This window comes from Nocardia gamkensis NBRC 108242, from assembly GCF_001612985.1.
GTDB lineage: Bacteria > Actinomycetota > Actinomycetes > Mycobacteriales > Mycobacteriaceae > Nocardia > Nocardia gamkensis.
In genome coordinates, this window is record NZ_BDBM01000054.1 from 1 (window position 1) to 25,562 (window position 25,562).

Genomic DNA, 25,562 nt, shown 5'->3' on the forward strand with positions numbered 1-25,562 from the left:
CCTGCGGGGCGCGGCGGTCGTTCTGGGCGTGGCCGCGCGGGGCGTCGCCGCGCGGGGCGTGGCCGCGCGAGACCGCGCCGTGGTGGTCCTCCCCCGCGCCGATCCCGCCCGCGCCCGAGTCGTCGGGGTGCTGCGGGACTTACCTGCCATGGCCCCAGGCTAGCCGCAATCGCCCCATCCGGACCATCCGCAACACTGGTACCGCCGCGCCGGGCGCTGCTTTCCGCCGGTCACCGGGACCTTCGCGACCAAGCGATGACGTTCGAATCAGACCGATCGGTCTGACTCGAGCACTGCCCGGACGGCCTCCGGGGATCCGGCGGTCTCCAGCCGGACCTCGTCCCGCCCGAAGGCGTGCAGCACCAGTTCCGAGGGCCTACCCGTCAGCGTGACGACGTCCTCGGACGCCGATCGCACCACCGTGCGCCTGCCGTCCGGCGTCGCCAGCTCGACCGTGACCGGCGCCTTGCGGTAGGCCATCCTGGCCGTCTTGCGCAGCATGGACCACAGCCGGTCCTCGTCGGCGGCGGGCAGTTCGCGTGGCTGCCAACCGGGCTCGGCGCGGCGCACATCCTCGTGATGCACGAACATCTCCGACAGATTGACCACCGCGTCGAGCGGACGCAGCGGCGACCACCACGGCGGACCGGTCCGCACCTGCTCCAGCAGTTCGGGAAACGGCTTGTTCGCCGCCTTCGCCTGCACGCGGTCGAGATACCCCGCGAGCGGCTTCACCATGATGCCCCCCGCGGCGTCGGGCCGCCGTTCGCGAACCACCAAGTGCGCGGCCAGGTCCCGCACCGTCCACGTGCCGCAGAGCGTGCGCGCGTCCGGCCCCGCCGCCTCCATCGCTTCGACGAGTCCCCGGCGTTCCCGCTGTGCCATAGTCACACCCCCGAACATACCGACGCCCCGGCCGCACCGCCGCACGACGCGACGCCCCGCGGGCACCGGGAGTGCGGTGCCACCCCGCGGGTTCTCGGCGTTCGCGCTCCCTATGCCGGGAAATCCCCGGCTAGCGCAATGAGAGTCGGCTCTGTACCTTGTCACTCGGCCCATCGGGTCGTGGGCCTTATGACAAGAAGGGGCAAATCCTCGTGAAGAAGTTTGCTACCGGTGTGGCCGCGCTCGCGGCGGTAGGTGCCGCGCTGGCTGTCAGCGCGCCCGCCGCGAACGCCTACACCAACAACTACGGCGCGATCGCGCTGTCCACCTCCACCGGTTTGATCGGGTACTCCTACGACTACCCGAACTCGGCTGCCGCACAGCAGCGCGCCGTGAGCTCCTGCGGCGCAGCGGACTGCCAGTCGGTGGTCTGGTTCCGCAACGGCTGCGGCGCCGTGGCGTACTCCGGTGACACCGGCACCTGGAGTTGGGGGTACGCGTCGTCGCGCCGCAGCGCGCAGGGCCAAGCCTTGGCGCGCAACGATTCCGACGCCTACATCGTGCACTGGAACTGCACGTCCAACCACGGCTGACGCCCGGACTTCGAGTCGAAGGAAACATCGTGAAGCACCGCATTTTCCGGACCACCGTGGCCGTCGTCCTCACCGCAGTCGCCTGCTCGCTGACCGCCTGCGCCTCCAATGACGACTCCTCGTCCCCGAGCACCAGCGCCAACCCCAGCCACGCGGCGGGTGAATTGGAGGGTGGCTCGGACAAGGGCGACAAGGAGGCCGGCTCCGCGCCGACCACGCCGTCCTCACCCGCACTGCCCAAGCCCTCCGTGCAGCAATTGAACGAGCGGCTGCAGAAGGCGTTCGACCCGAATGTGCCCAACGAGGAGAAGATCAGCTGGATCCAGGCCGCCGAGCAGGATCCCTATCTGGTCGCCAACCTCGTCGAGGCCGCGAAGAAGCAGAAGGTCGCCGTCGAGGTCACCAACGTGGGCGACCCGAAGGACAACAAGCTCAAGGCCGACGCCAAGGTCACCATCGACGGCACCCCGGTGGACGACGCGTTCATCCAGTTCGTGTCCGAGGGCGGCCAATGGAAGGTCGACCACACCTTCGCCTGCAACATCGTCAAGAGCGCGAAGATCGAATCGGCCGCCTGCCAGGAGTAAGCGGTCCCGAACCAGCGAAAAGCGCCGGACAGCCGAGCTGTCCGGCGCTTTTCGATTTCCGGAAGATCAGACGCCGATGACGGTCGGCACGATCATCGGCCGACGACGATAGGTGTCGGCCACCCAGCGGCCCACCACGCGGCGCACACCCTGGGCGATCCGGTGGATATCGGTCACACCCTCGCCCGCCAGCCGCAGCAGTTCGGCTTCCACCAGTTCCGCCGCGCCGAGCAGGGCGGCGGGATCGTCGGAGAAGCCGCGTCCGCTGATCTCCGGTGTGCTCACCGCCTTGCCGGTGGTCTCGTCGATGGCGACGGTGATCGCGATGAAACCGCCCTCACCGAGCACCAGCCGGTCGGACAACGTCGACTCCCCGACATCGCCCACCGACAGTCCGTCGACGTATACGTGGCCCACCGGGACCCGGCCGACGACCGAGGCGATGCCGTCGACCAGGTCGACCACCACGCCGTCCTCGGCGAGCACCACCCGCTCCTCCGGCACGCCGGTCGCGACCGCCAGCGCCGCGTTCGCACGCAGGTGGCGCCACTCGCCGTGCACCGGCATCGCGTTGGTCGGACGTACCGCGTTGTACAGATACAGCAGCTCCCCCGCCGAGGCGTGCCCGGAGACGTGCACCTTGGCGTTCTGCTGGGTGACCACCGTGGCTCCGAGCCGGGCCAGGCCGTTGACCACCGCGAACACCGAGTTCTCGTTGCCGGGGATCAGCGAGGAGGCCAGCACCACCAGGTCGTCGGGCCGGATGTTGATCTGCCGGTGGTCGCCGCGCGCCATCCGCGACAGCGCCGACAGCGGCTCGCCCTGCGAACCCGTGGAGATCAGCACCAGGCGGTGGCTGGGCAGGGTCGCGGCGGCGTCGAGGTCGACGACCACGCCGTCGGGCACAGTCAGATAGCCCAGGTCCTGGGCGATCTGCATGTTGCGGACCATCGAGCGCCCGACGAAGCACACCCGCCGCCCGTACTGCTGGGCCACGTCGACGACCTGCTGGATGCGGTGCACGTGACTGGCGAAGGACGCGACGATGACCCGGCCGCGGGCCTTGCCGATGACCGAGTCCAGCACGCCGCCGATCTCGCGTTCCGGCGTGACGAAGCCGGGGACCTCGGCGTTGGTGGAGTCCACCAGGAACAGGTCGACGCCCTCGTCACCGAGCCGGGAGAAGCCGGCCAGATCGGTGAGCCGCCCGTCCAGCGGGAGTTGGTCGAGCTTGATGTCACCGGTGTGCAGCGCGACGCCGGCCGGCGTGCGGATGGCGACGGCGAGCGCGTCGGGAATGGAGTGGTTGACCGCGAAGTACTCGCAGCCGAACGGACCGTGCGTGGTGTGCTGCCCCTCGGTCACTTCGACCAACTTCGGGTGCAGGCGATGCTCCCGGCATTTCGCGGCGACCAGCGCGAGGGTGAACTTCGAGCCGACGACCGGGATGTCGGGCCGCAGCCGCAGCAGGAACGGCACCGCGCCGATGTGGTCCTCGTGACCGTGGGTGAGCACGACGGCGACCACGTCGTCGATCCGGCCCTCGATGGGGCGGAAGTCCGGCAGGATCAGGTCGACACCCGGCTGCTGGTCCTCCGGGAACAGCACACCGCAGTCGACGATCAGCAGTTTGCCGCCGTACTCGAAGACCGTCATGTTGCGGCCGATTTCGCCGATGCCGCCGAGGGCGAACACGCGCAGGCCGTTCTCGGGCAGGGCGGGCGGGGCGCCGAGACGGTCGTGCGCGGCGACCGGAGCCGCCTGGGGCTGCGGAGCTTCGGCCCGCCGAGCGCCGGACTGGCCGCGACCGCGGGCCGGGCGCCGGGGCGCCGCGTTCTGTGTCTTGGGCTCCCTGCGCGACTGCGCGGGCGCGGCCTCCTTGGCGGAGACGACCGGAGCAGCGTTCTCCTCGGCGAAGACGACCGGAGCGACGTCCGCCGTGGTCTCCTCCGACGCGGGCCGAGGCGGTGCGGCGGTCTCCGGCGACGTGGCAGGCACCGGCTGCTCGGCCGGTGCCGCGGACGGGGCGGGCGCTCCGGCGGGGCGGGAGGCGCTGCGGCGGCGACGGGGTAGGGACTCGCTCACGAGAGCACCCCCGACGAGCGCAGGTCGGCGGCGAGCGATTCCAATTGCTCACCGGTCGGCATCAGCTGGGGCAACCGCGGCTCCCCGACCTCCACACCGAGCAGCCGCAGGCCACCCTTGCTCATCGCGACACCGCCCAGCCTGGCCATCGCGGCGTGCAACGGCAGCAGCGTGGTGTTGATCTCGCGGGCGCGCACGACCTCGCCCGCCGTATACGCTTCCAGCAGGGCGCGTAACCGTTCGGGCGCGAGATGTCCGATAACGCTGATGAATCCGGCCGCGCCGACCGACAGCCACGGCAGGTTGAGCGCGTCGTCGCCGGAGTAGAAGGTCAGGCCGGTGCTCGCGATGAGTTCGGCGCCCATGTTCAGGTCGCCCTTGGCGTCCTTGACCGCGACGATGCGCGGATGCTCGGCCAGCTTGCGGATGGTGTCACTGGCGATCGGCACCACCGACCGCCCGGGGATGTCGTACAAGGTCACCGGCAGGTCGGTGGCATCCGCGACGGCGGTGAAATGAGCGATCAGCCCCTCCTGGGAGGGCCGGGAGTAGTACGGCGTCACCACGAGCAAACCGTGTGCACCCGCGCGCTGCGCGTTGCGCGCGAGCTCGATCGAGTGCGCGGTGTCGTAGGTGCCCGCACCCGCGATCACGGTCGCGCGCGCGCCCACGGCATCGACGACGGCGCGCAGCAGATCCGCTTTCTCCGATTCGGTGGTGGTCGGCGATTCACCGGTGGTTCCCGAGATCGCGAGCAGGTCGACACCACGGTCGATCAGGCGGGCCGCGAGCGCGACCCCGGCATCGACGTCGAGCTTGCCGTCGGCGCTGAAGGGGGTCACCATCGCGACACCTACCGTGCCGGACGCACGCAGCTCCGTTGGCGTCGATTCACCGTTCGTCATGGTCAGAAAGGCTACCCGGTCTGGGACACGCCCTCGACACCGTCGTCGGCGATCAGGCCGCAACACAGACGCGAATCCATATCGACGGCGGCGCGCTGATGTCATACCAGCACTTGCTCGACATCACATATGACGTCACACTGATGTCATGGATTTGAACAAGTACACCAGTCGGCTGCGCGAGGACCTGATCGCGGCCGCGGCGCTCGGCGACGAGAAGACGCAGGCCACGGCGGCAGCCCTGGCCGCGGCTACGGAAGGCTCGGCCCGACTGGTCCTGCTCGCCGCGCTGTCGGACCTCGCCGCCGAGGTCAGCGCCGCGCTGGGTGACCGTACGGTGCACGTGTCGATCGACGGCACGGACGCTTCCATCGATGTGCGCAAGAGCACGGTGGGCGACGAGCATGCCACCTTCGAGGAGATGACCGGAGACATCAGCCGGGTCACGCTGCGGCTGGTGGAGCAGATGAAAGCGCGCGCGGAAGAGGCTGCCGCACAGAGCGGTCAGTCCCTGAACTCGTGGCTGTCGAGCGCTGTGCACGGGGCCTTGCGCGACCAGATGCGCGGCTACGGGCCCAAACGCGACATCTGACCCAGTCGCGCTACCGCAACGCGGCCAGGTTGCCGCGGTCGCCGATGGCGACCTCGTCCAGTTCGAGCCAATCGGCGAGTTCGCGCAGCGCGCCACCGAGGGCGTGCGCGGTGGCCGCGGTGTCGTATCCGGGTTCGGCGAACGCGGCGGGCACCCACAACCGTCCGTTCGCGCGTTCCGCGCGCAGGTCGACCCGACCGACGAGTTCACCGTCGAGCAGGAACGGGAAGACGTAATAGCCGTGCACCCGTTTGTGTTCCGGGGTGTAGATCTCGATGCGGTAGTGGAAGTCGAAAATCCGTTCCGTGCGGGCGCGGAAGAAGATCAGCGGGTCGAACGGGCACAGCAGCGCGGCGCCTTCGACGCGCCGCGGTGTCGCGGCGCCCGCCCGCAGATAGGCCGGTTTCCCCCAGCCCGGTACCTCCACCGGGATCAGCTCACCAGCGTCGACCAGATCGGCGATGGCGGGTTCGGTCTGGGTGCGATGAAGACGGTAATAGTCGCGCAGGTCCGCTTCCGTGCCGATGCCGTGCGCGGTGGCCGCGCGAAGCACCAGCTCACGGACGGCGTCCGGTTCTGCGACGTCGCGCGCCAGCACCTCCGCGGGCAGCACCCGCTCGGTCAGGTCGTAGTGCCTGGCGAAGCCCACCCGGGTCGCTACCGACAGCGCGCCCGCCGCGAACAGTTGCTCGCAGATCATCTTCGTATCGCTGAGGTTCCACCACGTGCCCTTCGGCCGGGGCTTGTCCAACTCCAGGTGGCGCTCCACCTCACCCGCGGTGGCCGGGCCCACCGCGGTGATCACATCCAGGATGTCTTTGCCCAGGGTCGGGTTGCGCTCGACCACCTTGCGCATGCCGGACCAACGCCCGTGCTCGTAGCGCCGCATCCGCCAGCGCAACAGCGGCCAGTCCTCGACCGGGATGAGCGCGGCCTCGTGCGCCCAGTACTCGACGAGCGCCCGCGGCCGCCGCGCGCCGTCGCTCCACGCGGCCTGATCCAGCAGGGTGCGATCGTAGGGCCCGATCCGGCTGAACACCGGCGCGTAATGCGCCCGCACCACCGCCGACACCGAATCCAGTTGCAGCAACTGGGTCCTGTCCAAGACCCCGAGCACCGTCCGCCGCGTCGCCCGCCCGGGCCGGCGCACCCCGAAACCCTGCGCCGCCAAGGCCGTTCGCCGCGCCGCCGCCGCACCCATCTTCCGCATGACCGGCAACCATGCCACGAGGCACCGACAGAATCGCGCCGTCAGGTCGAGACGGTCACCGCGCCGGTGGTGTCGATCTCGGTGCGGCGGTCCCGGTCCGACGCGGTGGCCAGGACGGTGGCCAGGACGCGGCGGCCGGTCGGGAGGATGCGGACGGTGACCGAACCATCGTTCGCGGCGTCCAGTTCCCGGGTGGCGGCGTCGATCACTTGCCTGCGGACCCGATGCGGGACGCCGGTGAATCCGCCGTCGTCGAGCAGGATCACCTCGACGCCGCGGGAGCGGGCTCCGCGGGCGGCGCTGCTGAGCTGATCGGTGGCCAGCTGCGGGGCCCGCAGGCCGTCGCGCAGTTCGGCTTCCAGGAGCCTGCACTGTTCCCGCTCCGCGGCGGTGAGTTCCTCCCCGTCGGCGATGCGTTCCAAGATCGGGCGCGCCACCGCGTCCAGCCGAGCCAGCTGACGGGTGCGTTCGGAGTTCTCCGCGGCCATCGAGGCCTCGGCGGCGGCACGCATGGCCGCCTCCTCGCGCAGCAGGCGCAGCGAACGCTGGGTGGGCCGCATGATCGCCGCGAACAGGGAGACCCCCGCGACCGTGGCGACCGGCACGATCGAGCCGACGACGACGCCCACCCGCAGGCCTGCCACCACACCGACCACGGCGATCACCACGCCGATGCCCGCGACGCCCAGCCAGGCCGCGGCCGAACGTCCACGCAGCACCAGCACGGCGAGCACATAGGAGGCGGCGAACGCCGTCCAGACCTGCTTCGACCAGCCGTGTTCGACATCGAACGAGGTCAGGGTCGTGGCCAGCGGCCCGGAGGCGGCGACGAACACGGTCGCGGGCCAGGGCAGCGGATCGGTCGGCGCCACCAGTACCACGACACCGGCCAGCGCGAGCACGACCAGTGCCGCGACGGCGGCGGCCACCGGCGATTCGGAGAAGTTCCTGATCATGTACAGCACGATGGTCGCTTCGAGAACGACCAGGAACAGCCAGGCCGCGCGGTCCCGCAGTCCGAGCAGATCCCGCAGCCCGAATTCGGTTTCCCGCTCAGCCATTTCCGCCCCACACCAGCGTGACGGTCGTTCCCTCACCGGGCTGCGATTCCACGAAACCCGCGCCGCCGGCCAGCTGACGCATGCGGCCCAGGATGCTCACCGAGATGCCGAGCCGATCGACCGGCACCTCACTCAGGTCGAAACCCGCTCCGTCGTCCCGGAACACCACGCGAATCCCACCCGCGCTGATCGTCACTGTGACGGTCCGGCGCACTTCGCGCCCGGCGACGGTGGCGTGCCGCAGACTGTTGCGCACGGCCTCGGCGAGTGCGGCCGCGATCGTGCTCGCCGCGTCCACCGGCAGATGCAGATCGTCGAACCCGGGCCAGCGTCGCGTGGTGAACCGGATGCCGGGGTTCACCTCGTGCACCGCGGAGCGGAGGAACCCGATCGCGGATTGCGCGTCCAGGCGGTCGGGTTCGTACCCGGCCACCCGGCACTCGTCGAGCTGCTCCAGGGTCCGTTCGGCCTGGCGGCGCAGTACCGGTGATTCGGTCCCCGCTCGCGAGGCGTCCAGCAAGGTGGACAGCACCGCGTCGTGGATCAGCGCGGCGAAGCGCGCACGTTCCCGCTCCCGGGCCGCCGCGCCCGCGACCGCCGCCGCCCGGCTGCTCTCGATCGCCGACTCGCGATCCACTCGCGCGGCCGCCGCCCTGGCATAGATCACGCACCACAGGAACAGCGCGCTCAATCCGGCGGCCCTGGCGAAATCGCCGAGCAGCGCGAGCGCGGTGGTCTCCCGCAGCACGACCAGATTCGCCAGCGCGCTGAACGCCGCGCCCACCACCAGGTACGCCACGGCGAGCGGCGGACGCCAAGCGAGCACCGCCGCGAGGACGCCGAGCGCCAGCACCCGGTACAACCACACCGACGCCGCCCCTTCGGCATCCGGCACGGCATACGCCAGCGGAACCACCGCCATGGCCGCGAGGAAACTCACCGCCGCCGCACCGGCGACCCGCTGGATCACCCGCCTGCTCATGCCGATCGAGACGATCGCGAGCACCGGGAACAGCCCGAACGCCAGCACCACCTCGACCACCGTCCACCGGACCGGCACGAAGCGGCTCTGGTCGGCTATCTCGGGCAACTCGACGACCGCGGCGATCACCCCGGCGATGCCGATGGCCAGGCCGAACCTGCGCAAGATGCGGTCGGCGGCGCCCTCCGAGGCCTTCTCCCTGGACAGCGCGACGACTCCGCGACGCCAGCGGTTCACCCGGAATCGGTGGAGCGGGAGGGAGCGAGAGCGCGACTCGGTGTCCAGCATGCTGGACGCGATCATCCGCGCGGATGCCGCTCGGGAACCGGGAGCCAGCCGTCCTCGACCGCTCGTTTGTACAGGTCGGTCTTGGTCGGCGCGGGACGACCGGCGTCGGCGTACTTCTGGCGGATTCGGCCGAGATAGTCGTTGACCGTCTGCTCGGACAGACCGGTCAACCGCGCGACCCGGGAGGCTTTCTCCCCGGACGCGTAGAGGGTGAGCACTTCCTCCTGACGCGGGCTCAGGCCCACATGGGACAGTTGCGGATCGCCGTCGATGGCGGCGGCCCAATCGGTGGTCACCACCTGCTCGCCGCCGGCCGCGCGGCGCACAGCGGCGACGACGGTCGGCACGTCCTCGGATTTGCGCACCACGCCCAGCACCCCGGCGCGCGCGGCGGCGCGCACCAGGAAGGCGTTGTCCGCGCCGGTGAAGACCAGCACCTCGATACCGCGGTTACGCAGGGCGCGCACGTTGTCCTCGGGCGAGGACCCGTCGGCCAGCCGCAGGTCCAGCACCACCAGGTCCAGCTTCGGCACGCCGTCGGCGGCGGCGAGAAGTTCCGGCACCGTGCCGGCGGTCAGCACCAGATCGAGATCGGTTTCCGGCGCGAGCATCGCGGCGAGACCGATGGCGACCGATTCGTGGTCCTCGACCAATCCGATTCGGCGCGGGGCATTCTCGTTCCCTTCGGCCCAGGTCACCTGGCTCTCCCATCCCGAGCTACTCGTTCACATCCCCACCGCGACAACAACCGCAGACAGTATGCCGGTCGATGGTGCGCCATGGTCAGACACCAGAATTCGGGGGATGCTCAGGCCATGAGCCCGGCCGCGAGGGTGGCCCCCAGCTCCCAGCACCGCTGTAGGTCTTCCTTGGCGGGCGGACCGGAGATCACCACCGCGGCGGCGGCCTGTTCCCAGCCCAGCCCGGTCGTGACGCTCACCACCCCGCGCTCGGCGCCTTCGGTGCCTTCGTTGCGGTTCCTCGAGGCTAATTCGACATCATCAACGGCGCGTCTACAAGGGTTCGTCCTCGTGCTCGATCGACTCCCGAATGCCCTCCACCGACCGCTCGCGCGGGATGCGCTCCGGCCACAGGATCACCGCGAGCACGACGGTCAGCGGCAGGCCGATCACGAGCACCCACCCGAGCATGATCCATCCGTTGTTCATCGGATCTCGTTATCCCCCAAGGAGATCGGCTCGATGTCGATCGGTGCGTACGTGACGACTGCGATGGCGGCCAGTACGTCGGCCTCCAGATCCTGCGGATTAACAGGCCACCCGTCGTCGCCGATCAGTTCCCACGATCCATCGGCATGGTGCAAGAACCTCGCGCCGTCGCTCGGGGCCAGCGCCAGTTTCCGAGCGTCTTCGTCATCCCAGCACGCGGGTAAGTCCATGGCCAGTCTCTCGGTCGCCGGTTGGTAGGCACCCGCCGCCGGGGAGCCGAAGGGCGCGGCGTCCACCCGGCGGCGGGGTTGACCACACGCTATGCGTGTGTATTTCGCGCGAGAAAGAATATTGCGCAATATTGCGCCGAACTTGGGTGCGCGGCCCGGTCAACCACCCGATGATGAATACGTGCCCGCACGGCGGAACATCCACACCACGGGAGGAATCATGAAGCTCGAACGACTCGGCGGCGACAGCACCGATGGGCAATCGCCCACCCTGTTCCTGAGCGACCGGGGCTCGTACGTCACTCAAGGCTGGCGCACCGACTGGCCCGACACCATCGAGATACCCCACCGGTTGATCCGTCATCTGAAGCCGGGGACATGCCTCGGCGCGCTGCTGCGCGATACCGGGCATGGCACGTTCATGTTGACCGGCGAGCCCGTTACCGATCCGGAAGCCCTAGAACAGATTCAGCTGCCCAGCCACGAAACAGCGGTCGAGGTACCCATCGGCACGGAGCGGAGGCGCGATGCTGCACCTGACATTCGATGACCTGACGCATGCCTTCCGCACTCACAAGCGCGCCTTCCACCTGGAGGTCCGCGACGACTACAGCGGCGTTGCCGGGGAAGCCGACCGGGTGCGCCGGTTCCTTGCGGGCCAGCCGCAGGACCCGGCGGCGAGCGCGCGGTGGCATGCGCTCATATGGGAGGTCACCGCGTCTGGGTGCGCGGTGCAGCGGGTCCGGGTGATCTCCGAGCCACACGGGGACTACACCCGCTTCTCGGTGGGCACCACCTCCACCAACATCGAAGTTGGCGAAGACATTCGGTGGTTGCCGCGCCAGGATGCGCCGCCCGGCTTGCCCGATGACGATTGGTGGTTGTTCGATGACGAGATGGCCGCCTACACCGTATTCAACAGCGACGGCACCGCTGCGCCGGGCTGGGCAGCGATCACAGATCCCGTGATCACGGCACACTACGCCCAGCGCCGAGACGAATTGTGGTCCAAGGCGATTCCGCACGCCGAGTACGACAAGTGACCAATGCTGGTGAAGCGCGCCGCGACCTGGGAGCCCGATTGCGTGGCCTCCGAATCGCGGCGTGTCTGCGCGGATACCAACTTGCCGAACAGGCGGGCTGGCATCCGGCGAAGGTCTCCCGCATTGAGAACGGCGCGCAAGCGGTATCCGAGGAGGACTTGGCCGTCTGGTGCCGGATCGCCGAAGCCGAGGATGAATACCCGGACCTGCTGGCGACGGTGCGCAATATCTCCGCCGCGTGGATGGAATGGCGGCGGATAGTCGGCCACGGCTACACGAACCATCAGCGTCAGATCAGCGGCATGGAGGAACGGACCGAACTTCTTCGTGGATTCGACCCCCAGGTATTCCACGGGCTCTTGCAGACTGCGGACTACGCCCGCTCGCTGATGGCCGCCGGGATGGAGTTCCTCAACACCCGCCGCGACCTGGATGCCGCCGTCGCCGCCCGCATGGAGCGGCAACAAATCCTCCGGGAGGGACGGCACCGCTTCTACTTCCTGGTTGGTGAGCAGGCGCTCAAGACCACCGTCGGCACCGACGGGGTCATGGTCGAGCAGCTGCGGCATGTGCTCGCCCTGATGGGCCTTCCTCGGCTGGTCTTCGGCATCGTCCCGGCGGCGAGCGCGTTCTTCCGCCGCACCACCGATTTCGTGCTGTACGACACGCGCAAGGTGCTGGTGGAGACCATCACCGCGGAGTCCGCCATCACGCAGCCCCGAGAGATCGCCCTCTACGAGAAGGTGTTCACCCGGCTGGCCGAGCAAGCTGTCCATGGCGACACTGCCCGCCAGCTGATCAGGGCCGAGCTGGAGCGGCGTACGGGGGCTGCGTAACAGTATGGCCGGGCCACCGATTTACAGCGCTACTCCATCACTGTCGGTGCAGCGGTGCATCATTGGCGCATGACCCTCCGGCTCACCGCGGATAACGCGCGCCGCTACTGGCACACCCTCATCTCAAACGTGCCGCGCTGATCAACGACGCGAGCACCCTACTCGACAACAACTCTGTGGGACGTGCTCGCTCGCTCCTGGTCCTAGCTCAGGAAGAGTTGGCTCGGGCTAACGCGGTCTACGATGCTTCGGTCGCCGCGTGGGAGAGCGGGCGCACGGTTGAACTGTCCTCACCGCCAGGCACTCCCAAGCACCTCGCCGTGTCGAACAATCACCGCGACAGATCGCCGCGACGGATAACTACGCGCTCGACCTGGGACCGTTCTGGGGCGATTACAGCGCGTGGGAGAACGGGGGCGTCCCCGAGCCGGGCGGGGTGCCCGCCGACGTCGATCGCGAGAAGCAGGATGGGTTCTCCGTTGCCTCGGCCCCAGGGCCGGGTGGCCGTTTCGCGTCGCCGCTCGACGTCGAGGCTGAGCCCGTCGCCGCAGAGCTAGTGCGCGTGCCCAGCTCCGAGATGGCCCTCATCCGTGACCACACCCGGAAGCAAGCCCTCGGTACTGCTAGTGAGGACAGCGCGCAAGATCTTCACTGGAGGTTGCTGCGATTTGCCCACCCCGAGACGTGGACCGACTTCGGGGGACACCGACCACCACGCGAGCTGATAAAAGCGATCACTCAACCGCTTGGATTCCAGTAGTCGTCGCAACGCTGTTGGAATCCAAGCCGCTACGGGGTCGGCATATCGTTGTTGAGACTCTTCCGGTAGTCGTACACCAGACCCATCCGGCTCTGCCATTCGTTAACCAGCTCCATAGCGGTCTGACATGCCCACTGAGCGCACCCGGCGGCGAGCGCACTATTCGGATACCAGGGCGCACCGATGGCCTGCCGGTTCGGCGTGATGCGAGGTTTCAGGTCTTTCTCCAACTTGTGCGCGGACGCAACGTCCTGAGTTTTAGGCATGAAGTGCACCAGGGCGTTGCGCAGTTCGATAAGAACGCCGACCGCTTGCGCAGGGCCGCTACCCGTATCGAACGGCGGCTGACCCGCGCACAGCAGTGCGAGTTGGTACTTCCGCAGAACCGGCATACCGCGCTCGACGGGAACCGCTCCGCCCGTCCAGAACTGGGCCATCTGCTCAACAGCGGCAGTGCTGAGCCCGTCGGTGCGGTAGTTGCTGCCACCAGGCTCGGCGGCGTCGGAGAAGGTCTCGTTGACGAACGCTTCTAGGAACGCCACGGACGACAGGACCGCGTTGATCGCATCGGCACGATGACCGAGGTCCACGTTGATCTCACCGGCCGCAACCAGCTCCGATTCGCGCTCGTCGCACATGCGAGCGGACCGCAGTGCGGACCAAAGATGCTGTACAGCCAAATAGTTGCGAACTGCCACCGTTGCGCTGAACGTGACGCTCACGCTGTCTTCGACGCGGACAACATTGATCTCCGATGATCCGACGTCGTCGCCAGGAACAGGACTCATGCCGGGAGCATAGAGGCAGCGTCCGACACGTTCAGTTCTACCCAGACGCGACGTGAACCCGGCTCGTCTGGAGAGCGCCGCCACGGCTCACGTCATGAGCTGTGCGGCCACGGTCGCGCCAAGTTCCCAGCACGCCTCGATATCGGCCTTCGACGGACGGCCCGAAACCGTCACGTACTCTGCCGCTTTCACCCAGCCCAGGCCGGTCGTGATGGAGGTGACACCCTGCTCCGCACCCTCGGTGCCTTCGTTGCCGTGGAAGTACGCCCCGAACGGTCGTCCGCGCGTGGAGTCCAAGCAGGGGTAGTAGATCGCATCGAAGGCGACCTTCAGCCCGCCGCTCATGTACCCCAGGTTCGCCGGGGTGCCGAGCAGGTACCCGTCCGCCTCCAGGACGTCGGTCGGCGTCACCGCCAGCGCAGCGCGGCGCACCACCTCCACACCGGTGATCTCCGGGTCGGTCGCGCCGGAGATCACGGCCTCGAACATCGCCTGGCAGTGCGGCGAGGGGGTGTGGTGGATGATCAGGAGGCGGGTCACAAGCGCGACCTTTGCTTAACGACACCTTCAGCCTCTACCAGATGACACGTCACTCAACCGAGTCCTTCCGTCGCTCGATTTCCCACGTTCCATCCTCACCACGTGCAATCACACGAAGATCGACGTGCTCTGAGTGAGGTAATACCGGACGCCCAGAGATGTAGAGCTTCCCGTGGATGCGAGTTGCGAAGTGCTCAACTCTGATTGATTTATAAACCTTCGCAACTTGCACTGGGCCACCTACGCTGCGTATTTCTGGATCCATCGTCTGCTTGTACAGCGCCTCTAGAGGACGGTAATCGAGCTTCCCCGACATGGCCCCAAGGTTGTAACCCTTTGCCATCTGTCCGGTGAGTTTGCGGCCAGCGTCACCAATTACGCCATACAAACGGACTTTGGCAGGCCTTGCGATAGAAGGCGGAGGGTTGCGCAACCCAGCAAGAACAAATTGCGAAGTACCCTTGTCGAATAGGTAGTGGTAGATCAGGAACCGGCCCTCGGACCAGGACCATCCCGCTAGCAGAAATTCACAGTCGGGAGGATCTGCTGCGGCTGGTCCCATAGCTTGGTCCAAGACCACATTTAACACGCGCTCAAGATGACCGGCGTACTTTGGTAAGTCCAAGGTTCGTAGCAACGATCCCTCGTAGGATCTCGTGGTTGCAAGCACCTGAAATATAAGGGGCAATGCTCGCCATGTATTGCCAGCGAACCCCAACAGCGCGTCCGACCTACCGACATCGAAGATTTTCGCGCATGCGTCCCAATCTTCGCCGCCACCTAGACGGCTATCGCTAGCCATCACAAGTTCGCGCTGTGAGCCGACCTCGCGCTCCCACGCCACGACTGTTGTCATCCCAGGCTCCGCTGACAACGCCCCAATACCCGTAAGCTAGTACCCCGGTAACCGTGCAAATTATGCTTTAGCGCACCGCTCATGTAACCGAGGTTCGCCGGACTGCCCAGCAGGTAGCCGTCGGCGGCGAGCACGTCGGAGGCGGTGACGGCCAGCGCGGCGCGGCGCACGACCTCCACGCCTTCGATCTCGGGGTCGGTGGCCCCGGAGACGACGGCCTCGAACATCGCCTGCATATGCGGGGACGGCGTGTGATGGATGATCAGCAACCGGGCCACCCTGCGATGGTATCGGCCCGCGCGGCGGTCAGGCGCTGTCGCGCTCGTGCCGTTCCAGGGCGACCGCGCGGCGCATGGTCTCCCGGGCCCTGGTGCGGTCGCCCGCGTAGTCGTAGGCGCGCGCCAGGCGGTAGGAGACGCGCCAGTTGTCCGGGTCGGCCTCCCACTCCGCCTTGACCGTGGCGAACAGCTCGTCGGCCGCCGCGCGTTCGATGCGGCCGGAGGGCAGGCGCGGCAGATCGGTGGTGTCGAGCTCGAGGCCCTCGTCGTGGATGCGCCGCGCCAGGTGCTGATGCGCCAGGGCCGCGCGCACGGTGGCCACGACGATCCAGACGCCTAGCAGCGGCAGGATCAGCACGCCGACGCCGATCACGATCGCCGCCACGTCGCCGGAACCGATCAAGCCGAACGCGATCCGGCCGAGCAGCAGGAAGTAGAAACCGAGCACCAGGATGAGGGCCGCGATCAGCGCGACGACCTTGAGGACTTCCCCGCCGCCCTTCCGATCGGCCTGATCCGAGCCGCTCACGATCGCGCTCCGACGGGCGCCGTGCGCGCCCGCCGCGCGCGCCGACGTGCGATCACAGGTCCAGGAACGGGTCGAGTCCGACGGTGAGGCCGGGGCGGTCGGCGATCTCCCGCACGCCGAGCAGCACGCCGGGGGCGAACGAGGAGCGGTCGATGGAATCGTGCCGGATGGTGAGCGTCTCGCCCTGGGTGCCGAACAGCACCTCCTGGTGGGCGACCAGACCGGCCAGGCGCACCGAGTGCACCCGCACTCCGTCCACGTCGGCGCCGCGCGCGCCCTCCAGTTCGGTCGTCGTCGCGTCGGGACTGCGGTTGAGGCCCGCCTTGTCCCGGGCTGCGGCGATCAGGCCTGCCGTGCGGTAGGCGGTGCCGGAGGGCGCGTCCGCCTTGTTGGGGTGGTGCAGTTCGATGACCTCCACCGATTCGAAGAAGCGGGCGGCCTGCTCGGCGAATCGCATGGACAGCACCGCGCCGATGGCGAAGTTCGGCGCGATCAGCACACCGACATCGGGGCGGGCGGCCAGCCAGCCGCGCACCTGCGTCAACCGGGCCTCGTCGAACCCGGTGGTGCCGACCACCGCGTGGATGCCGTGGGCCACCAGGAACTCCAGATTCCCCATCACCACGTCCGGATGGGTGAAGTCGACGACCACCTGCGTGTCCGCCGCGGTGAACGCCTCGAGCGAATCGTCCTTGTCGACGGCGGCGACCAGTTCCAGGTCCTCCGCAGCCGTCACCGCCGCGCAGATCGCCTGTCCGACTTTGCCGCGCGCTCCGAGCACTCCGACCCGAATGGTCACCGCACCTCCTCGTTCCGTTTCCGGTCGGGATCAGCCTAATGGGCCCGGTCGAGCGCGATCCCTCCGCCGCCCGGCGTTCATCGCACCGCCTGCGGTTCACCGGCCTCCCGGCTCGGCGGACCAGCGAGATTCACGGCCATCCTCTGCAGCAACCGCAGCACCTCGGCGAATTGCTCGTCGGTGATGCCCTCCGCCATCTGCCGCCTGCGCCGGCCGATCCGGACGAAGGCCGCCTCGTGCGTGGCGCGGCCCCGCTCGGTCAGTGACAGCACACCCGCGTCGTCGGAGACCAGTCCGGCGGCCACGAGTTGTGCCAGCTCGGTGGGCCATTCGGAATCGGCGGTCCAGAAGGTGTCGAGCGCGTCGCGGACGTCGTCGGCGCGCTGCGGTCCGTCGGCCAGCGAATGCAGGCTCTGCCAGCGTCTGCGACTCAGCCCGCCCGATGCGAGATCTTCGTCGAAGCGCTGGTTTATCAACCGATCGAGCTCCACAAGCCAGTAACCGATACCACGCTGGATGGCCATCATCACTCCTATGTATGAATTAAAACAACTAGATGTAATAGTACATATGAATCGCGCTCATGACAGAGTGGAGTGATGGACGACCACGACGCGATCACCGTCGCCGTGGAAGCGGCGATGGTCCGGATCCGGCGCAGGCAGACGCGCGGTGCGCTGAGCGACGGCGCGATTCCCGTCGCCGTGTTCCGTGTGCTGGACGCCGTCGCCGACGGCTCGGCCGACACGGTGGGCGCGCTCGCTCCGGCGCTCGGCGTCGATCAGCCCAGGGCGAGTCGCCTGGTGGCGCAGGCGGTTTCCGCCGGCCTGCTGGAACGCGGCGCCGATCAGCGCGACGGACGGCGTTCGGTCCTTCGCCTCACCGCCGCCGGTAACCGGGCTGTGGCCGAAGCCAGAAAGGGCAGGCGCACGACCATGGCCGCCGCCATGGCGGACTGGACGCCCGCGGAGCGCGCCGACTTCGCCCGTCTGCTCGAACGATTCGTCGACGCGATGGACCGGCCCGTCGGCTGAACGGTCGCCGTGCGGCGGCAGGCCCGGTCAGTCGAAGACGATGACCTGGCGCAAGGCGTGCCCCGCCGCGAGTTCGTCCATGGCGCGGTTGATTTCGTCGAGCCCGACGTGTGCGGAGACGAGCCGCTCCACCGGCAGGCGTCCCGCCCGCCACATGCGGACATACTCGGGAATGTCCCGGGACGGCACCGCGGAGCCGAGGTAGCTGCCGACGATGGAACGGCCCTGGGCGACCAAGGCCAGCGGAGAGATGGCGGCACGGGCGTCCGGGGCGGGCAGCCCGACGGTGACGGTCGTGCCGCCGGGCGCGGTCGCGGCGACGGCGGTCTCGAAGGCGCGGACGTTGCCCGCCGCCTCCACCACCACCTCGGCCTGCACACCGAGTTCGGCGATCTCGGCCGGGGTATAGGCCGCGTGCGCACCCAACTCCCGGGCGAGAGCGAGCTTGTCCGCTACGGTGTCGACCGCGATCACCTCGTGCCCTTCCGCGGCGAGCGACACCGCGACCAGCACCGCCGCCATACCGACGCCACCCAGACCGACGACCATGATCCGGTCCCCGGTACCGGGTCGCGCCGAATTCAGCAGGGCGCCACCGCCGGTCAGTACCGCGCAGCCGAGGACGGCGGCGACCTCGGCAGGCACGTCGTCGTCGACCGGCACCACCGACCTGCGATCCACCACCGCGTGCGTGGCGAAAGCGGAAACCCCGAGGTGGTGGTGCACCTCGGCGCCGTCGCGGGACAATCGCCGCCCGCCGTTGAGCAGCTCGCCCGCGTTGTTGGCGATGCTGCCGGGCACACAGGGCGTGCGGCCGTCGGTCGCGCACCCGGCGCATTCGCCACACCGCGGCAGGAAGGTCATGACCACGCGCTGCCCGACCGTGATATCGCCGTCGCCGGGACCGACCGCTTCCACCTTCCCGGCGGCCTCGTGGCCCAGCAGCATGGGCACCGGTCGGACCCGGTTGCCGTCCACCACCGACAGGTCCGAATGACACAGCCCCGCCGCCTCGATCCGGACCAGCAGTTCTCCCGGTCCCGGCTCGCGCAGCTCCAGATCACACACCGTGATCGGCGCCGACTCGGCGAACGGCGCGGGCGCCGCGATCCGCTCCAGGACCGCTCCACGAATCTTCATTCCGCCGACGCTACCGCTCGCGGCGGTCCGAGCCCACCGATGACGGCCGCGAGACCGGGCTTCGCCCACGGCCCCGTGCACCGGTCGACCTGCGAAGCGCGATGCGGCTCGCAGAGGCGGCGATCGCGGGGTGCCTACTATGCACGAATGGGTGTGGATCTGGCCGATGTGGTCGAACGCTTGCATGCCGACCTCGCGGCGTGGCTCGGCTCGGCGGCGCCGGAGGAGGTGTTCGAGCGGTTCGCGGCGGCGCAGCACGAGCGGTTCAGCATGGTGACCACCGGGGGTGAAGTGCTGGGGCGCGACGCGTTGCTCGCGGGTCTGCGTGGCGCGCGCAACGCCGTGCCCGGCCTCACCATCGAGGTGTCCGAGGTCGAAGAACTCCAACGGTCCGGCGGCATCGCGGTCGTGCGGTTCCTGGAGACGCACCGGGCGGCCGGCGACACCACGCATCGCCGGGTGACCGCGGTGCTGACCACCGAGGATCCCGGTGGCGTTCGCTGGCTGACGGTGCACGAAACCGAGTCCACGCCCGCCTGACCATTCCCAGCACGGGGATGTGCGCGCTGCGGTGGTGACCGGAGTGCCGGACAATTCCTTGCCTCGTTCCCGGCCGCGCGTCGTCCCGGTGACGGCTCGGATCGCAAAGCTGCGGTTCGGGGGAAAGGTGAACCCGAGGAGGTCGGTGCCGGTGGATCGCTGGGAACGCGACGGGCTGCGCTCCGCCAACAGCGGAATCCGCAACCAGGTCGACCACATTCTGGACGCGCTCGCCGAGCAGCGCACCCACCTGTCGGAGGTGCGCGAGAAGCTGGCCGCCGTGCGCTGCACGGCCGAGTCGGCGGACAAACTGGTGGAGGTGACCGTGGACGCGGCGGGCGTCCTCGTCGATGTGCGCTTCGCCCCGGCGGCACTGCGGAGCACACCGGAACAGCTCGGCCGTTCGGTCACCGAGGCGGGCAGGCAGGCGGCGCGGCTGGCCCGAGACCGTCACGCGGCGATCATCGCCCCGCTCGTCGCCGAAGCCGAAGCGGTACCCGACCTGCCCGATCTGGTCCCCGGCGCACCCAGCCTGCGTGCGGTGTGGGAACCCACGGACCACGATTCGACCGGCTAGCGAGGTCGGTACCCGAAGCCGCGACTCCTCGCCGGACGAGACGGTCCGGCCGATTCGGGCCGACTCGACCGGCGAGGAATCACGGCCATCCCGAGATCCGTTGCGCTGTGGGCTGGTTCGGGTGGCTCGAGCGTGCGGTCCTCGAGTGTCGGCACATGGCATCTACCTCCGTTCGGACGGGCAGCGCGTCGGCTGCCGGGATGGGCTCGGGATGGGCTGAGGGATCAGGCGTAGAGCTTCGCGAGGAATGTGTTCAGGTTGTCGCGGACTCGCTCGACCTTTTCCTCGGGAGTGAGATCCTCGCGATACCTGCTTCCGAGCGCGGGGCGCTTCTTGTTCCGCGCGTACAGCGAGCAGGCGAGATCGGTGCACATGTAGGTGCCGATCGAGTTACCCCTGCGCCCGGACTCACCTGCTTTGTGCGCGGTCATCAGCGAGACCCCGCCACCGGTGTGGGTGGTCAGGCAGATCGCGCACATCTGCGCGCGTCCGGTGCCCCCGGTGGCATACCGCAGGGCGACGCCGACCAGGCGGTCGTCCTGCGGGACGACCAGGTAGCCGCGCCCGGGAAAGGACGGATCGCTCCAGCCCAGGAAGTCCAGATCCGCCCAGGGCCGCACGTCCAGGTCCCTGGGCACGGGCAACCGCTTGGCGTCTCCTTTCGAACAGTTGACGAACGACGACCTGATGTCGCGTTCGGTGACGGGTTCCACGATGGGATCTCCTTCGATCGATCGGTAGGCAAACGGAAGCGACATTACGGTCCCGCCCTGCCGGGAACAACGGATTTTCCGGCGTCGCGGGCACTGCGCGCCGCCCCGGGAGCGAGCCGGGCGCCGCGAACACCTCGGGCGTGGAGGCGGTTTCGCGGCCCGTACGGCGGGTATCCGCGCGCCAGCGGGAGGTGGTTGGCGTCGGGAGGTGACCGGTCTGGTGCAAGACTCGAAGAAGGGGTTCGCCGCGCGACGCAGACTGCGCGGGCCTGCGGATCTGCCGGGACGGTCGTGGTGGGGCGTGATCAAGCGGTCGGTCGGCGAGTTCCAGCGGGACAATCTGACCGACTGGGCCGCGGCGCTGACGTATTACAGTGTGCTGTCGCTGTTTCCGGGACTGATCGTCATGACCGCCGGGCTCGGCATGCTCGGACGCAACGACACGCGGGCACTGGTCGACACCATCCGCGAGATCGGGCCGGGTAGTGGAACGGATCTGCTCGTCGACGCGGTGAACGAGATCCAGGAGGCGCAAGCCCCGGCGGGCCCGTTGGCGTTGCTCGGGTCGGCGTCGGCGCTGTGGACCGCGTCGGCCTACATCGGCGCGTTCATGCGCGCGACCAACGCCATCTACGACATCCAGGAAGGACGCCCGATCTGGAAGACGGTGCCGGTGCGGGTGGCCCTGACCGCCGCGGTGGTGATCCTGCTCGGCGTCTGCACGGTGGGCGTCGTCGTCAGCGGCTCGCTCGCCGACCGGATCGGCGGGTGGCTCGGACTCGCGCGGGCCACGATCGCCGTCTGGGGCATCGTCAAGTGGCCGGTGATGATGGCACTGATCAGCCTGGTCTTCGCCCTGCTGTACTGGGCGGCGCCGAATGTGCGGCAGCCGGGATTCCGGTGGCTGACCCCCGGCAGCGCGCTGGCCGTCCTGCTGTGGGCCGGGGCGTCCTGGGGATTCGCGTTCTACGTCGGCCACTTCGGTTCCTACAACCGGGTCTACGGCTCCCTGGGTGGCGTCGTGGTCTTCCTCGTGTGGCTGTGGATCTCGAATATCGCGGTCCTGCTGGGCGCGGAGCTGGATGCCGAACTGGCACGGGCGCGCAACATCGCCCACGGCCATCCGGCAGACGCCGAACCCTATCTGCCGCCACGCGATGATCCCGACGAATGACAAACGGCGGCAACCGACGGCCGGCGCGGTGGCCTCCAAGTCCGACGCCGCCATCCAGCAGAAACTCAACGCGATCGCCGACGGACCGGCCGACCTGATGAGCGAGCTGAGCGCCGATCATCCCGAACTGCTGCGTCACCGCAGGGAACTCACCGAGGCCGTCGGGCTGGAGAACCGGGAGAGCGCCGGGTGACCGGCGCGCGGGCCGGCGGCACGGTGCGCCACCGGCCCGCGCGGGCGCGGATTCGTCACCGCTGATCGGTCTCGGTGTCCTTGCCTGCTTCCCGGATCGCTTCGGCGAGTTCGCCACGCAGACGCTCGGCGTTGGCTTCGTCTCCGGTGTCCTCGGCGGTGGTGATGTCTTGACGCAATTGCGCGATCGTGTCCCGCGAAACCATAGGACCTCCTCGTCTCTTCGGACGGTTTCCAGTGCAGGGGCGAACCGCGCCCCTCGTGTTCAGGGTGGCCGCTCGGACACGGACGAAACACTTCCGAGACTCGTGCGGGCCGGGGGCTCACGTCCGGATGCGTCGCTGGACCCGGCTCGACGCGACGCCGCCGTAGAGAGGAGGATGCTCCGACGATTGGACCTCGACGAAGCGGGTACACGCCGTAGCGGTATGTCCGGATCGGCTTTCTCTGTGGTACCGACCGCAGCCGATGACCTGCCACCGAATGAAACGGTTGTGACCAGTCCGTACGTCGAGCGAAGTGGCTCGACAGACCCTTACGACGTGCCGGACGGGATGCCGTATTCGAGAGAGCAGGAGCGTCGCATCGATGGAATCACTCACCTTCCACAGCGACAGTCTGGGTGCGACCGAGGACTTCCTCAATCTGAACTACACCAAGATGCGGATAGGCAACAGCACGGGGGTACCGGTCCGCACGAACATCACCCGGAAACTGCTCGGTCCGGTCAGCCTGGACGAACTCGAGTTGAGCTTCGACATGAAGTACGACGCCCAGCCGCTGGGCAAGATATGCCTGTGCCAGGTGTCCACGGGGATGATCGAAGAGAACTACCTCGACGGCACCACCGACTTCTTCCAGGCGGGCGATATCGGGCTGCTCACGCCACCGGACCTGCCGTATTCCGGGGTGGTCCACCACGCCCGGTACAGCATCACGATGTTCGATCCCGCTCTGCTGACCCGGGTCGCGGCCTCGGCCCCGGACCGCGACCTGGAACCGATCCGGCTGATAGGTCATCGGCCGGTCTCCCCCGCCGCCGCGCGGCACCTGTCGCATGTGCTCGAGCACATGCGCGGTCTCGCCGTCGACCGCACGGTGAGTGAACAACCGCTGGTCGCCTCCACTGCCGCGCAGTACCTCGCCGCCAGCCTGCTGCACGCCCTTCCCAGCACGGCCCACACCGATCCGACCGCGCACGACCGCAACGACGCCCATCCCGAGACGGTGCGGCGCGCTCTGGCATACCTCGAATCGCACGTCCGCGACGACATCACCGTCGCCGACATCGCCGCGGCCGCCTACGTCACCGTGCGCGCGCTGCAACTGGCGTTCCGTCGCCATCTCGACAGCACGCCCATGGCGTACCTGCGGCACCTTCGGCTGCGCGGGGCGCACGAACAACTGCGCGACTGCTCACCCGAGGACGGCCACACCGTGACATCGATCGCCGCGGAGTGGGGCTTCGCCCATCCGGGACGATTCGCGACCGCCTACCGCGACGCGTACGGCCGATTCCCCCATACGACGCTTCAAGCGTGATCCCGCGCGCGCCCTGGCCTGCGGCGATCCCGGCCGAGCGCGGCGCGAGGGTAGACGCGATCAGTCGCGCAGAGCGCGCTCACGGAGTTCGGCGAGCGTCCGCGACAAGACGCGCGAGATGTGCATCTGCGAGACGCCGAGCGCGGCGGCGATCTGGGCTTGCGTACATCCCTCGAAGAAACGCATGCGCAGTACGCGCCGCTCGCGTTCGGGCAGTTCGGCCAGCAACGGGGCGACCGCGAGCGCTTCATCGGTCAGGTCGTAGGAGGGGTCCTCCTCGCCGAACGTCTCCGCGACCCGAACGGCGGCGCTGCCGGTGTCGTCGTCATCGATGACGGCATCGATGGAGTTCGTGGAGTAGGCGTTACCCGCCAGCAGCGCTTGCGTGACCTCGGTCAGGTCGATGTTCAGCTCCACGGCGATCTCGAGGGCGGTGGGCATTCGTCCCAGACGTTGGGACAGCCGCTCCACAGCCGGGCCGATGGTCAGCTGGATCTCCTTGATCCGGCGCGGGACCCGCACCGCCCAGCTGTGGTCCCGGAAGTGGCGGCGCACCTCCCCCATGATCGTGGGGACCGCGAACGACAGGAACGACGATCCCCTTCCCGGGTCGAAGCGGTCGACCGCGAGCACCAATCCCACGGCGGCGATCTGATACAGATCGTCGTAATTCTCTCCGCGACCGACGAAGCGACGGGCGATATGCTCGGCCAGCGGCAGGCACCGGCGCATGATCTCTTCCCGCAGCCGCGGACGTCCGGGGTCGTTCTCGGCCATCGCGTGCAATTTCTCGAGCCACGGTTCGATTCCGTCGTAGCTGTCGGTTCCTCGCCGGGCCCGGCGGGGCGTGGCGGTCCTGTGGTTCGCGGTCGCCAGTGACATGAGCTTCCTCGATTCCCCTTTTCCAGCGGTCGACGCGCTCGTGCGATGGCCGACGAGGCGACGGTCGCCGAGTACCGCCCTATCGTTGCGTCAAGCGCTCGTGGGCGGTCTTGTTCGTATTTCGGACGGCCGAGCGGTGTGCATGTGCGCTTGCGGGATGCGGCCGCTGCTCCTCGTCCGCCCGCCCCACCGCCTCGTCCGCCCGGGCGGACGAGGATGACCGGCACACGCGCGGCCGGTCGCTGCCGTGCATCGCAGGCGCCGGGCACGCCATGACCGGCACGCTCTGCCGCACCGCCGGCAGGTCCAGGATGCGCCGCACCGGCACCTCGTCCGGCACGGTCATGCCGACCGGCACGCCCGCTCGCGCACCCCATTCCGCCAGCCCCAACAGCACGCGCACGCCCGCACAGGACAGGAAACGCACCTCGCACAGGTCGATGAGCACCGGAGGAGGGTTCGGCGTTGTGTCGCAGTATTTTTCGACGATCTCGGTCATCGACGTGAAGCATCCCTCGGCCGTCGCCGCATCGAGTTCACCGTGTGTGACGAGGATCAGGCCGTCGGCGGTTCGGACGCCTTCCACGCCGTTCTGACAGGTCATGCGCACCTCCCCGGCGGCCGGTATCGGCACAAGACCGCGACTTCGAGCCTGGCAGTGAGCGCCGGTGGTGTCAGTGCGATAGACGAAGTCTGCCGGGGCATCGGTCCGAAAAACGAAATGCCCCGCGGCGTTCCGGCCGCCGGTCGCT

The 25,562-nt window shown here is 68.6% G+C and carries 33 protein-coding genes and 2 pseudogenes; 13 read left to right on the forward strand and 22 right to left on the reverse strand.

What is annotated here, in order from left to right; genetic code table 11:
• Positions 1-267: 267 nt before the first annotated feature.
• Positions 268-891: a TIGR03085 family metal-binding protein gene (locus tag NG1_RS29440; RefSeq protein ID WP_157114299.1), complete on the reverse strand. Its 624-nt coding sequence runs from the start codon at positions 889-891 to the stop codon at positions 268-270.
• A gap of 206 nt (positions 892-1,097) precedes the next feature.
• On the opposite strand from NG1_RS29440, the gene NG1_RS29445 reads away from it, so the two are divergent.
• Positions 1,098-1,478, forward strand: coding sequence for a DUF4189 domain-containing protein (locus tag NG1_RS29445; protein ID WP_245549015.1), 381 nt, complete (start codon positions 1,098-1,100; stop codon positions 1,476-1,478).
• Between the two features lie 29 nt (positions 1,479-1,507).
• Positions 1,508-2,065 carry a WKL family lipoprotein gene (locus NG1_RS29450; protein ID WP_040867964.1) on the forward strand — a complete coding sequence of 186 codons (558 nt, stop codon included), beginning with the start codon at positions 1,508-1,510 and terminating at the stop codon, positions 2,063-2,065.
• A 66-nt stretch (positions 2,066-2,131) separates the two neighbouring features.
• Here NG1_RS29450 and NG1_RS29455 read toward each other — a convergent pair whose 3' ends face one another.
• Both NG1_RS29455 and dapA read right to left on the reverse strand, forming a co-directional pair.
• Entirely contained in the window at positions 2,132-4,150 is a 2,019-nt protein-coding gene (locus NG1_RS29455) for a ribonuclease J (protein ID WP_062976249.1), read from the reverse strand.
• A complete protein-coding gene (dapA, locus tag NG1_RS29460; RefSeq protein WP_062976251.1) occupies positions 4,147-5,055 on the reverse strand; it encodes a 4-hydroxy-tetrahydrodipicolinate synthase in 909 nt (302 codons plus the stop codon). The genes NG1_RS29455 and dapA overlap by 4 nt, the downstream gene beginning before the upstream one ends.
• Positions 5,056-5,203: 148 nt before the next feature.
• Here dapA and NG1_RS29465 point away from each other — a divergent pair, with 148 nt between their 5' ends.
• Positions 5,204-5,647 (forward strand): hypothetical protein, encoded by a 444-nt coding sequence (locus tag NG1_RS29465; protein WP_062976253.1) that lies wholly within the window; start codon positions 5,204-5,206, stop codon positions 5,645-5,647.
• A gap of 10 nt (positions 5,648-5,657) precedes the next feature.
• Here NG1_RS29465 and NG1_RS29470 read toward each other — a convergent pair whose 3' ends face one another.
• The 7 genes and pseudogenes from NG1_RS29470 to NG1_RS29495 form a co-directional block, all read right to left on the reverse strand.
• Positions 5,658-6,857 carry a winged helix-turn-helix domain-containing protein gene (locus tag NG1_RS29470; RefSeq protein ID WP_062976255.1) on the reverse strand — a complete coding sequence of 400 codons (1,200 nt, stop codon included), beginning with the start codon at positions 6,855-6,857 and terminating at the stop codon, positions 5,658-5,660.
• 41 nt (positions 6,858-6,898) lie between these two features.
• Positions 6,899-7,918, reverse strand: coding sequence for a DUF8320 family protein (locus NG1_RS29475; RefSeq protein ID WP_062976257.1), 1,020 nt, complete (start codon positions 7,916-7,918; stop codon positions 6,899-6,901).
• A complete protein-coding gene (locus NG1_RS29480) occupies positions 7,911-9,137 on the reverse strand; it encodes an ATP-binding protein (protein WP_245660118.1) in 1,227 nt (408 codons plus the stop codon). Before NG1_RS29480 ends, NG1_RS29475 begins: the two co-directional genes overlap by 8 nt.
• Before the next feature lie 62 nt (positions 9,138-9,199).
• Complete coding sequence (locus NG1_RS29485) at positions 9,200-9,886, reverse strand: DNA-binding response regulator (RefSeq protein WP_062976261.1); 687 nt, start codon at positions 9,884-9,886, stop codon at positions 9,200-9,202.
• A gap of 110 nt (positions 9,887-9,996) precedes the next feature.
• Positions 9,997-10,161 (reverse strand): annotated as a pseudogene (locus NG1_RS29490) (flavodoxin family protein); the annotation flags it as partial.
• 40 nt (positions 10,162-10,201) lie between these two features.
• The gene (locus NG1_RS37135; protein ID WP_157114300.1) at positions 10,202-10,357 is read right to left on the reverse strand and encodes a hypothetical protein; all 156 of its coding nucleotides are present in this window, start codon (positions 10,355-10,357) and stop codon (positions 10,202-10,204) included.
• On the reverse strand, positions 10,354-10,653 hold the full coding sequence (locus NG1_RS29495) for a hypothetical protein (protein WP_062976263.1): 300 nt from the start codon (positions 10,651-10,653) through the stop codon (positions 10,354-10,356). The genes NG1_RS37135 and NG1_RS29495 overlap by 4 nt, the downstream gene beginning before the upstream one ends.
• 154 nt (positions 10,654-10,807) lie before the next feature.
• On the opposite strand from NG1_RS29495, the gene NG1_RS36035 reads away from it, so the two are divergent.
• The 4 genes from NG1_RS36035 (at position 10,808) to NG1_RS39135 (ending at position 13,023) form a co-directional block, all read left to right on the forward strand.
• On the forward strand, positions 10,808-11,137 hold the full coding sequence (locus NG1_RS36035) for a hypothetical protein (RefSeq protein ID WP_084499293.1): 330 nt from the start codon (positions 10,808-10,810) through the stop codon (positions 11,135-11,137).
• Positions 11,115-11,630, forward strand: a complete 516-nt coding sequence (locus tag NG1_RS37140) for a DUF6879 family protein (protein WP_062976265.1) — start codon at positions 11,115-11,117, stop codon at positions 11,628-11,630. The genes NG1_RS36035 and NG1_RS37140 overlap by 23 nt, the downstream gene beginning before the upstream one ends.
• The gene (locus NG1_RS29505; protein ID WP_062976267.1) at positions 11,627-12,466 is read left to right on the forward strand and encodes a helix-turn-helix domain-containing protein; all 840 of its coding nucleotides are present in this window, start codon (positions 11,627-11,629) and stop codon (positions 12,464-12,466) included. The genes NG1_RS37140 and NG1_RS29505 overlap by 4 nt, the downstream gene beginning before the upstream one ends.
• Positions 12,467-12,606: 140 nt before the next feature.
• Complete coding sequence (locus NG1_RS39135) at positions 12,607-13,023, forward strand: AbiV family abortive infection protein (RefSeq protein ID WP_369691029.1); 417 nt, start codon at positions 12,607-12,609, stop codon at positions 13,021-13,023.
• 232 nt (positions 13,024-13,255) lie between these two features.
• On the opposite strand, the gene NG1_RS29515 is transcribed toward NG1_RS39135, so the two are convergent.
• The 7 genes and pseudogenes from NG1_RS29515 to NG1_RS29540 all read right to left on the reverse strand — a co-directional run bounded on the left by NG1_RS29515 (position 13,256) and on the right by NG1_RS29540 (position 17,540).
• Positions 13,256-14,014, reverse strand: coding sequence for a hypothetical protein (locus NG1_RS29515; protein ID WP_063910472.1), 759 nt, complete (start codon positions 14,012-14,014; stop codon positions 13,256-13,258).
• 87 nt (positions 14,015-14,101) lie between these two features.
• A complete protein-coding gene (locus NG1_RS29520) occupies positions 14,102-14,554 on the reverse strand; it encodes a flavodoxin family protein (protein ID WP_174315402.1) in 453 nt (150 codons plus the stop codon).
• A gap of 49 nt (positions 14,555-14,603) precedes the next feature.
• A complete protein-coding gene (locus tag NG1_RS37145) occupies positions 14,604-15,410 on the reverse strand; it encodes a hypothetical protein (protein ID WP_157114301.1) in 807 nt (268 codons plus the stop codon).
• 62 nt (positions 15,411-15,472) lie between these two features.
• Positions 15,473-15,688 (reverse strand): annotated as a pseudogene (locus NG1_RS29525) (flavodoxin family protein); the annotation flags it as partial.
• Positions 15,689-15,716: 28 nt separating this feature from the next.
• Complete coding sequence (locus NG1_RS29530) at positions 15,717-16,217, reverse strand: hypothetical protein (RefSeq protein WP_062976273.1); 501 nt, start codon at positions 16,215-16,217, stop codon at positions 15,717-15,719.
• A 52-nt stretch (positions 16,218-16,269) separates the two neighbouring features.
• A complete protein-coding gene (gene dapB, locus NG1_RS29535; protein ID WP_062976275.1) occupies positions 16,270-17,016 on the reverse strand; it encodes a 4-hydroxy-tetrahydrodipicolinate reductase in 747 nt (248 codons plus the stop codon).
• Positions 17,017-17,093: 77 nt separating this feature from the next.
• Positions 17,094-17,540, reverse strand: a complete 447-nt coding sequence (locus tag NG1_RS29540; protein ID WP_157114302.1) for a MarR family winged helix-turn-helix transcriptional regulator — start codon at positions 17,538-17,540, stop codon at positions 17,094-17,096.
• Positions 17,541-17,615: 75 nt separating this feature from the next.
• On the opposite strand from NG1_RS29540, the gene NG1_RS29545 reads away from it, so the two are divergent.
• Positions 17,616-18,050 carry a MarR family winged helix-turn-helix transcriptional regulator gene (locus NG1_RS29545; RefSeq protein ID WP_062976279.1) on the forward strand — a complete coding sequence of 145 codons (435 nt, stop codon included), beginning with the start codon at positions 17,616-17,618 and terminating at the stop codon, positions 18,048-18,050.
• Between the two features lie 27 nt (positions 18,051-18,077).
• Here NG1_RS29545 and NG1_RS29550 read toward each other — a convergent pair whose 3' ends face one another.
• Positions 18,078-19,190, reverse strand: coding sequence for an alcohol dehydrogenase catalytic domain-containing protein (locus NG1_RS29550; protein WP_062976281.1), 1,113 nt, complete (start codon positions 19,188-19,190; stop codon positions 18,078-18,080).
• A gap of 147 nt (positions 19,191-19,337) precedes the next feature.
• Between NG1_RS29550 and NG1_RS29555 the strand changes: the two genes are divergently transcribed.
• Both NG1_RS29555 and NG1_RS29560 read left to right on the forward strand, forming a co-directional pair.
• Positions 19,338-19,730 carry a DUF4440 domain-containing protein gene (locus NG1_RS29555; RefSeq protein ID WP_062976283.1) on the forward strand — a complete coding sequence of 131 codons (393 nt, stop codon included), beginning with the start codon at positions 19,338-19,340 and terminating at the stop codon, positions 19,728-19,730.
• Between the two features lie 145 nt (positions 19,731-19,875).
• Positions 19,876-20,307 carry a YbaB/EbfC family nucleoid-associated protein gene (locus tag NG1_RS29560; RefSeq protein ID WP_168434097.1) on the forward strand — a complete coding sequence of 144 codons (432 nt, stop codon included), beginning with the start codon at positions 19,876-19,878 and terminating at the stop codon, positions 20,305-20,307.
• A gap of 224 nt (positions 20,308-20,531) precedes the next feature.
• Here NG1_RS29560 and NG1_RS29565 read toward each other — a convergent pair whose 3' ends face one another.
• Complete coding sequence (locus tag NG1_RS29565) at positions 20,532-21,020, reverse strand: FBP domain-containing protein (protein ID WP_062976331.1); 489 nt, start codon at positions 21,018-21,020, stop codon at positions 20,532-20,534.
• A gap of 220 nt (positions 21,021-21,240) precedes the next feature.
• On the opposite strand from NG1_RS29565, the gene NG1_RS29570 reads away from it, so the two are divergent.
• Together NG1_RS29570 and NG1_RS29575 are read left to right on the forward strand one after the other, a co-directional pair.
• Positions 21,241-22,194, forward strand: coding sequence for a YihY/virulence factor BrkB family protein (locus tag NG1_RS29570; RefSeq protein ID WP_245660120.1), 954 nt, complete (start codon positions 21,241-21,243; stop codon positions 22,192-22,194).
• A gap of 28 nt (positions 22,195-22,222) precedes the next feature.
• Positions 22,223-22,387 carry a hypothetical protein gene (locus tag NG1_RS29575; protein ID WP_157114303.1) on the forward strand — a complete coding sequence of 55 codons (165 nt, stop codon included), beginning with the start codon at positions 22,223-22,225 and terminating at the stop codon, positions 22,385-22,387.
• 55 nt (positions 22,388-22,442) lie between these two features.
• Here the strand turns inward: NG1_RS29575 and NG1_RS37150 are convergent, their stop codons facing one another.
• Positions 22,443-22,592, reverse strand: coding sequence for a hypothetical protein (locus NG1_RS37150; protein ID WP_157106969.1), 150 nt, complete (start codon positions 22,590-22,592; stop codon positions 22,443-22,445).
• A gap of 382 nt (positions 22,593-22,974) precedes the next feature.
• On the opposite strand from NG1_RS37150, the gene NG1_RS29580 reads away from it, so the two are divergent.
• Positions 22,975-23,928: a helix-turn-helix transcriptional regulator gene (locus tag NG1_RS29580; protein ID WP_062976289.1), complete on the forward strand. Its 954-nt coding sequence runs from the start codon at positions 22,975-22,977 to the stop codon at positions 23,926-23,928.
• Between the two features lie 60 nt (positions 23,929-23,988).
• Here NG1_RS29580 and NG1_RS29585 read toward each other — a convergent pair whose 3' ends face one another.
• Entirely contained in the window at positions 23,989-24,810 is an 822-nt protein-coding gene (locus tag NG1_RS29585) for an RNA polymerase sigma factor SigF (protein ID WP_062976291.1), read from the reverse strand.
• Positions 24,811-24,889: 79 nt separating this feature from the next.
• The gene (locus NG1_RS29590) at positions 24,890-25,414 is read right to left on the reverse strand and encodes an STAS domain-containing protein (RefSeq protein ID WP_157114304.1); all 525 of its coding nucleotides are present in this window, start codon (positions 25,412-25,414) and stop codon (positions 24,890-24,892) included.
• Between the last annotated feature and the right edge of the window lie 148 nt (positions 25,415-25,562).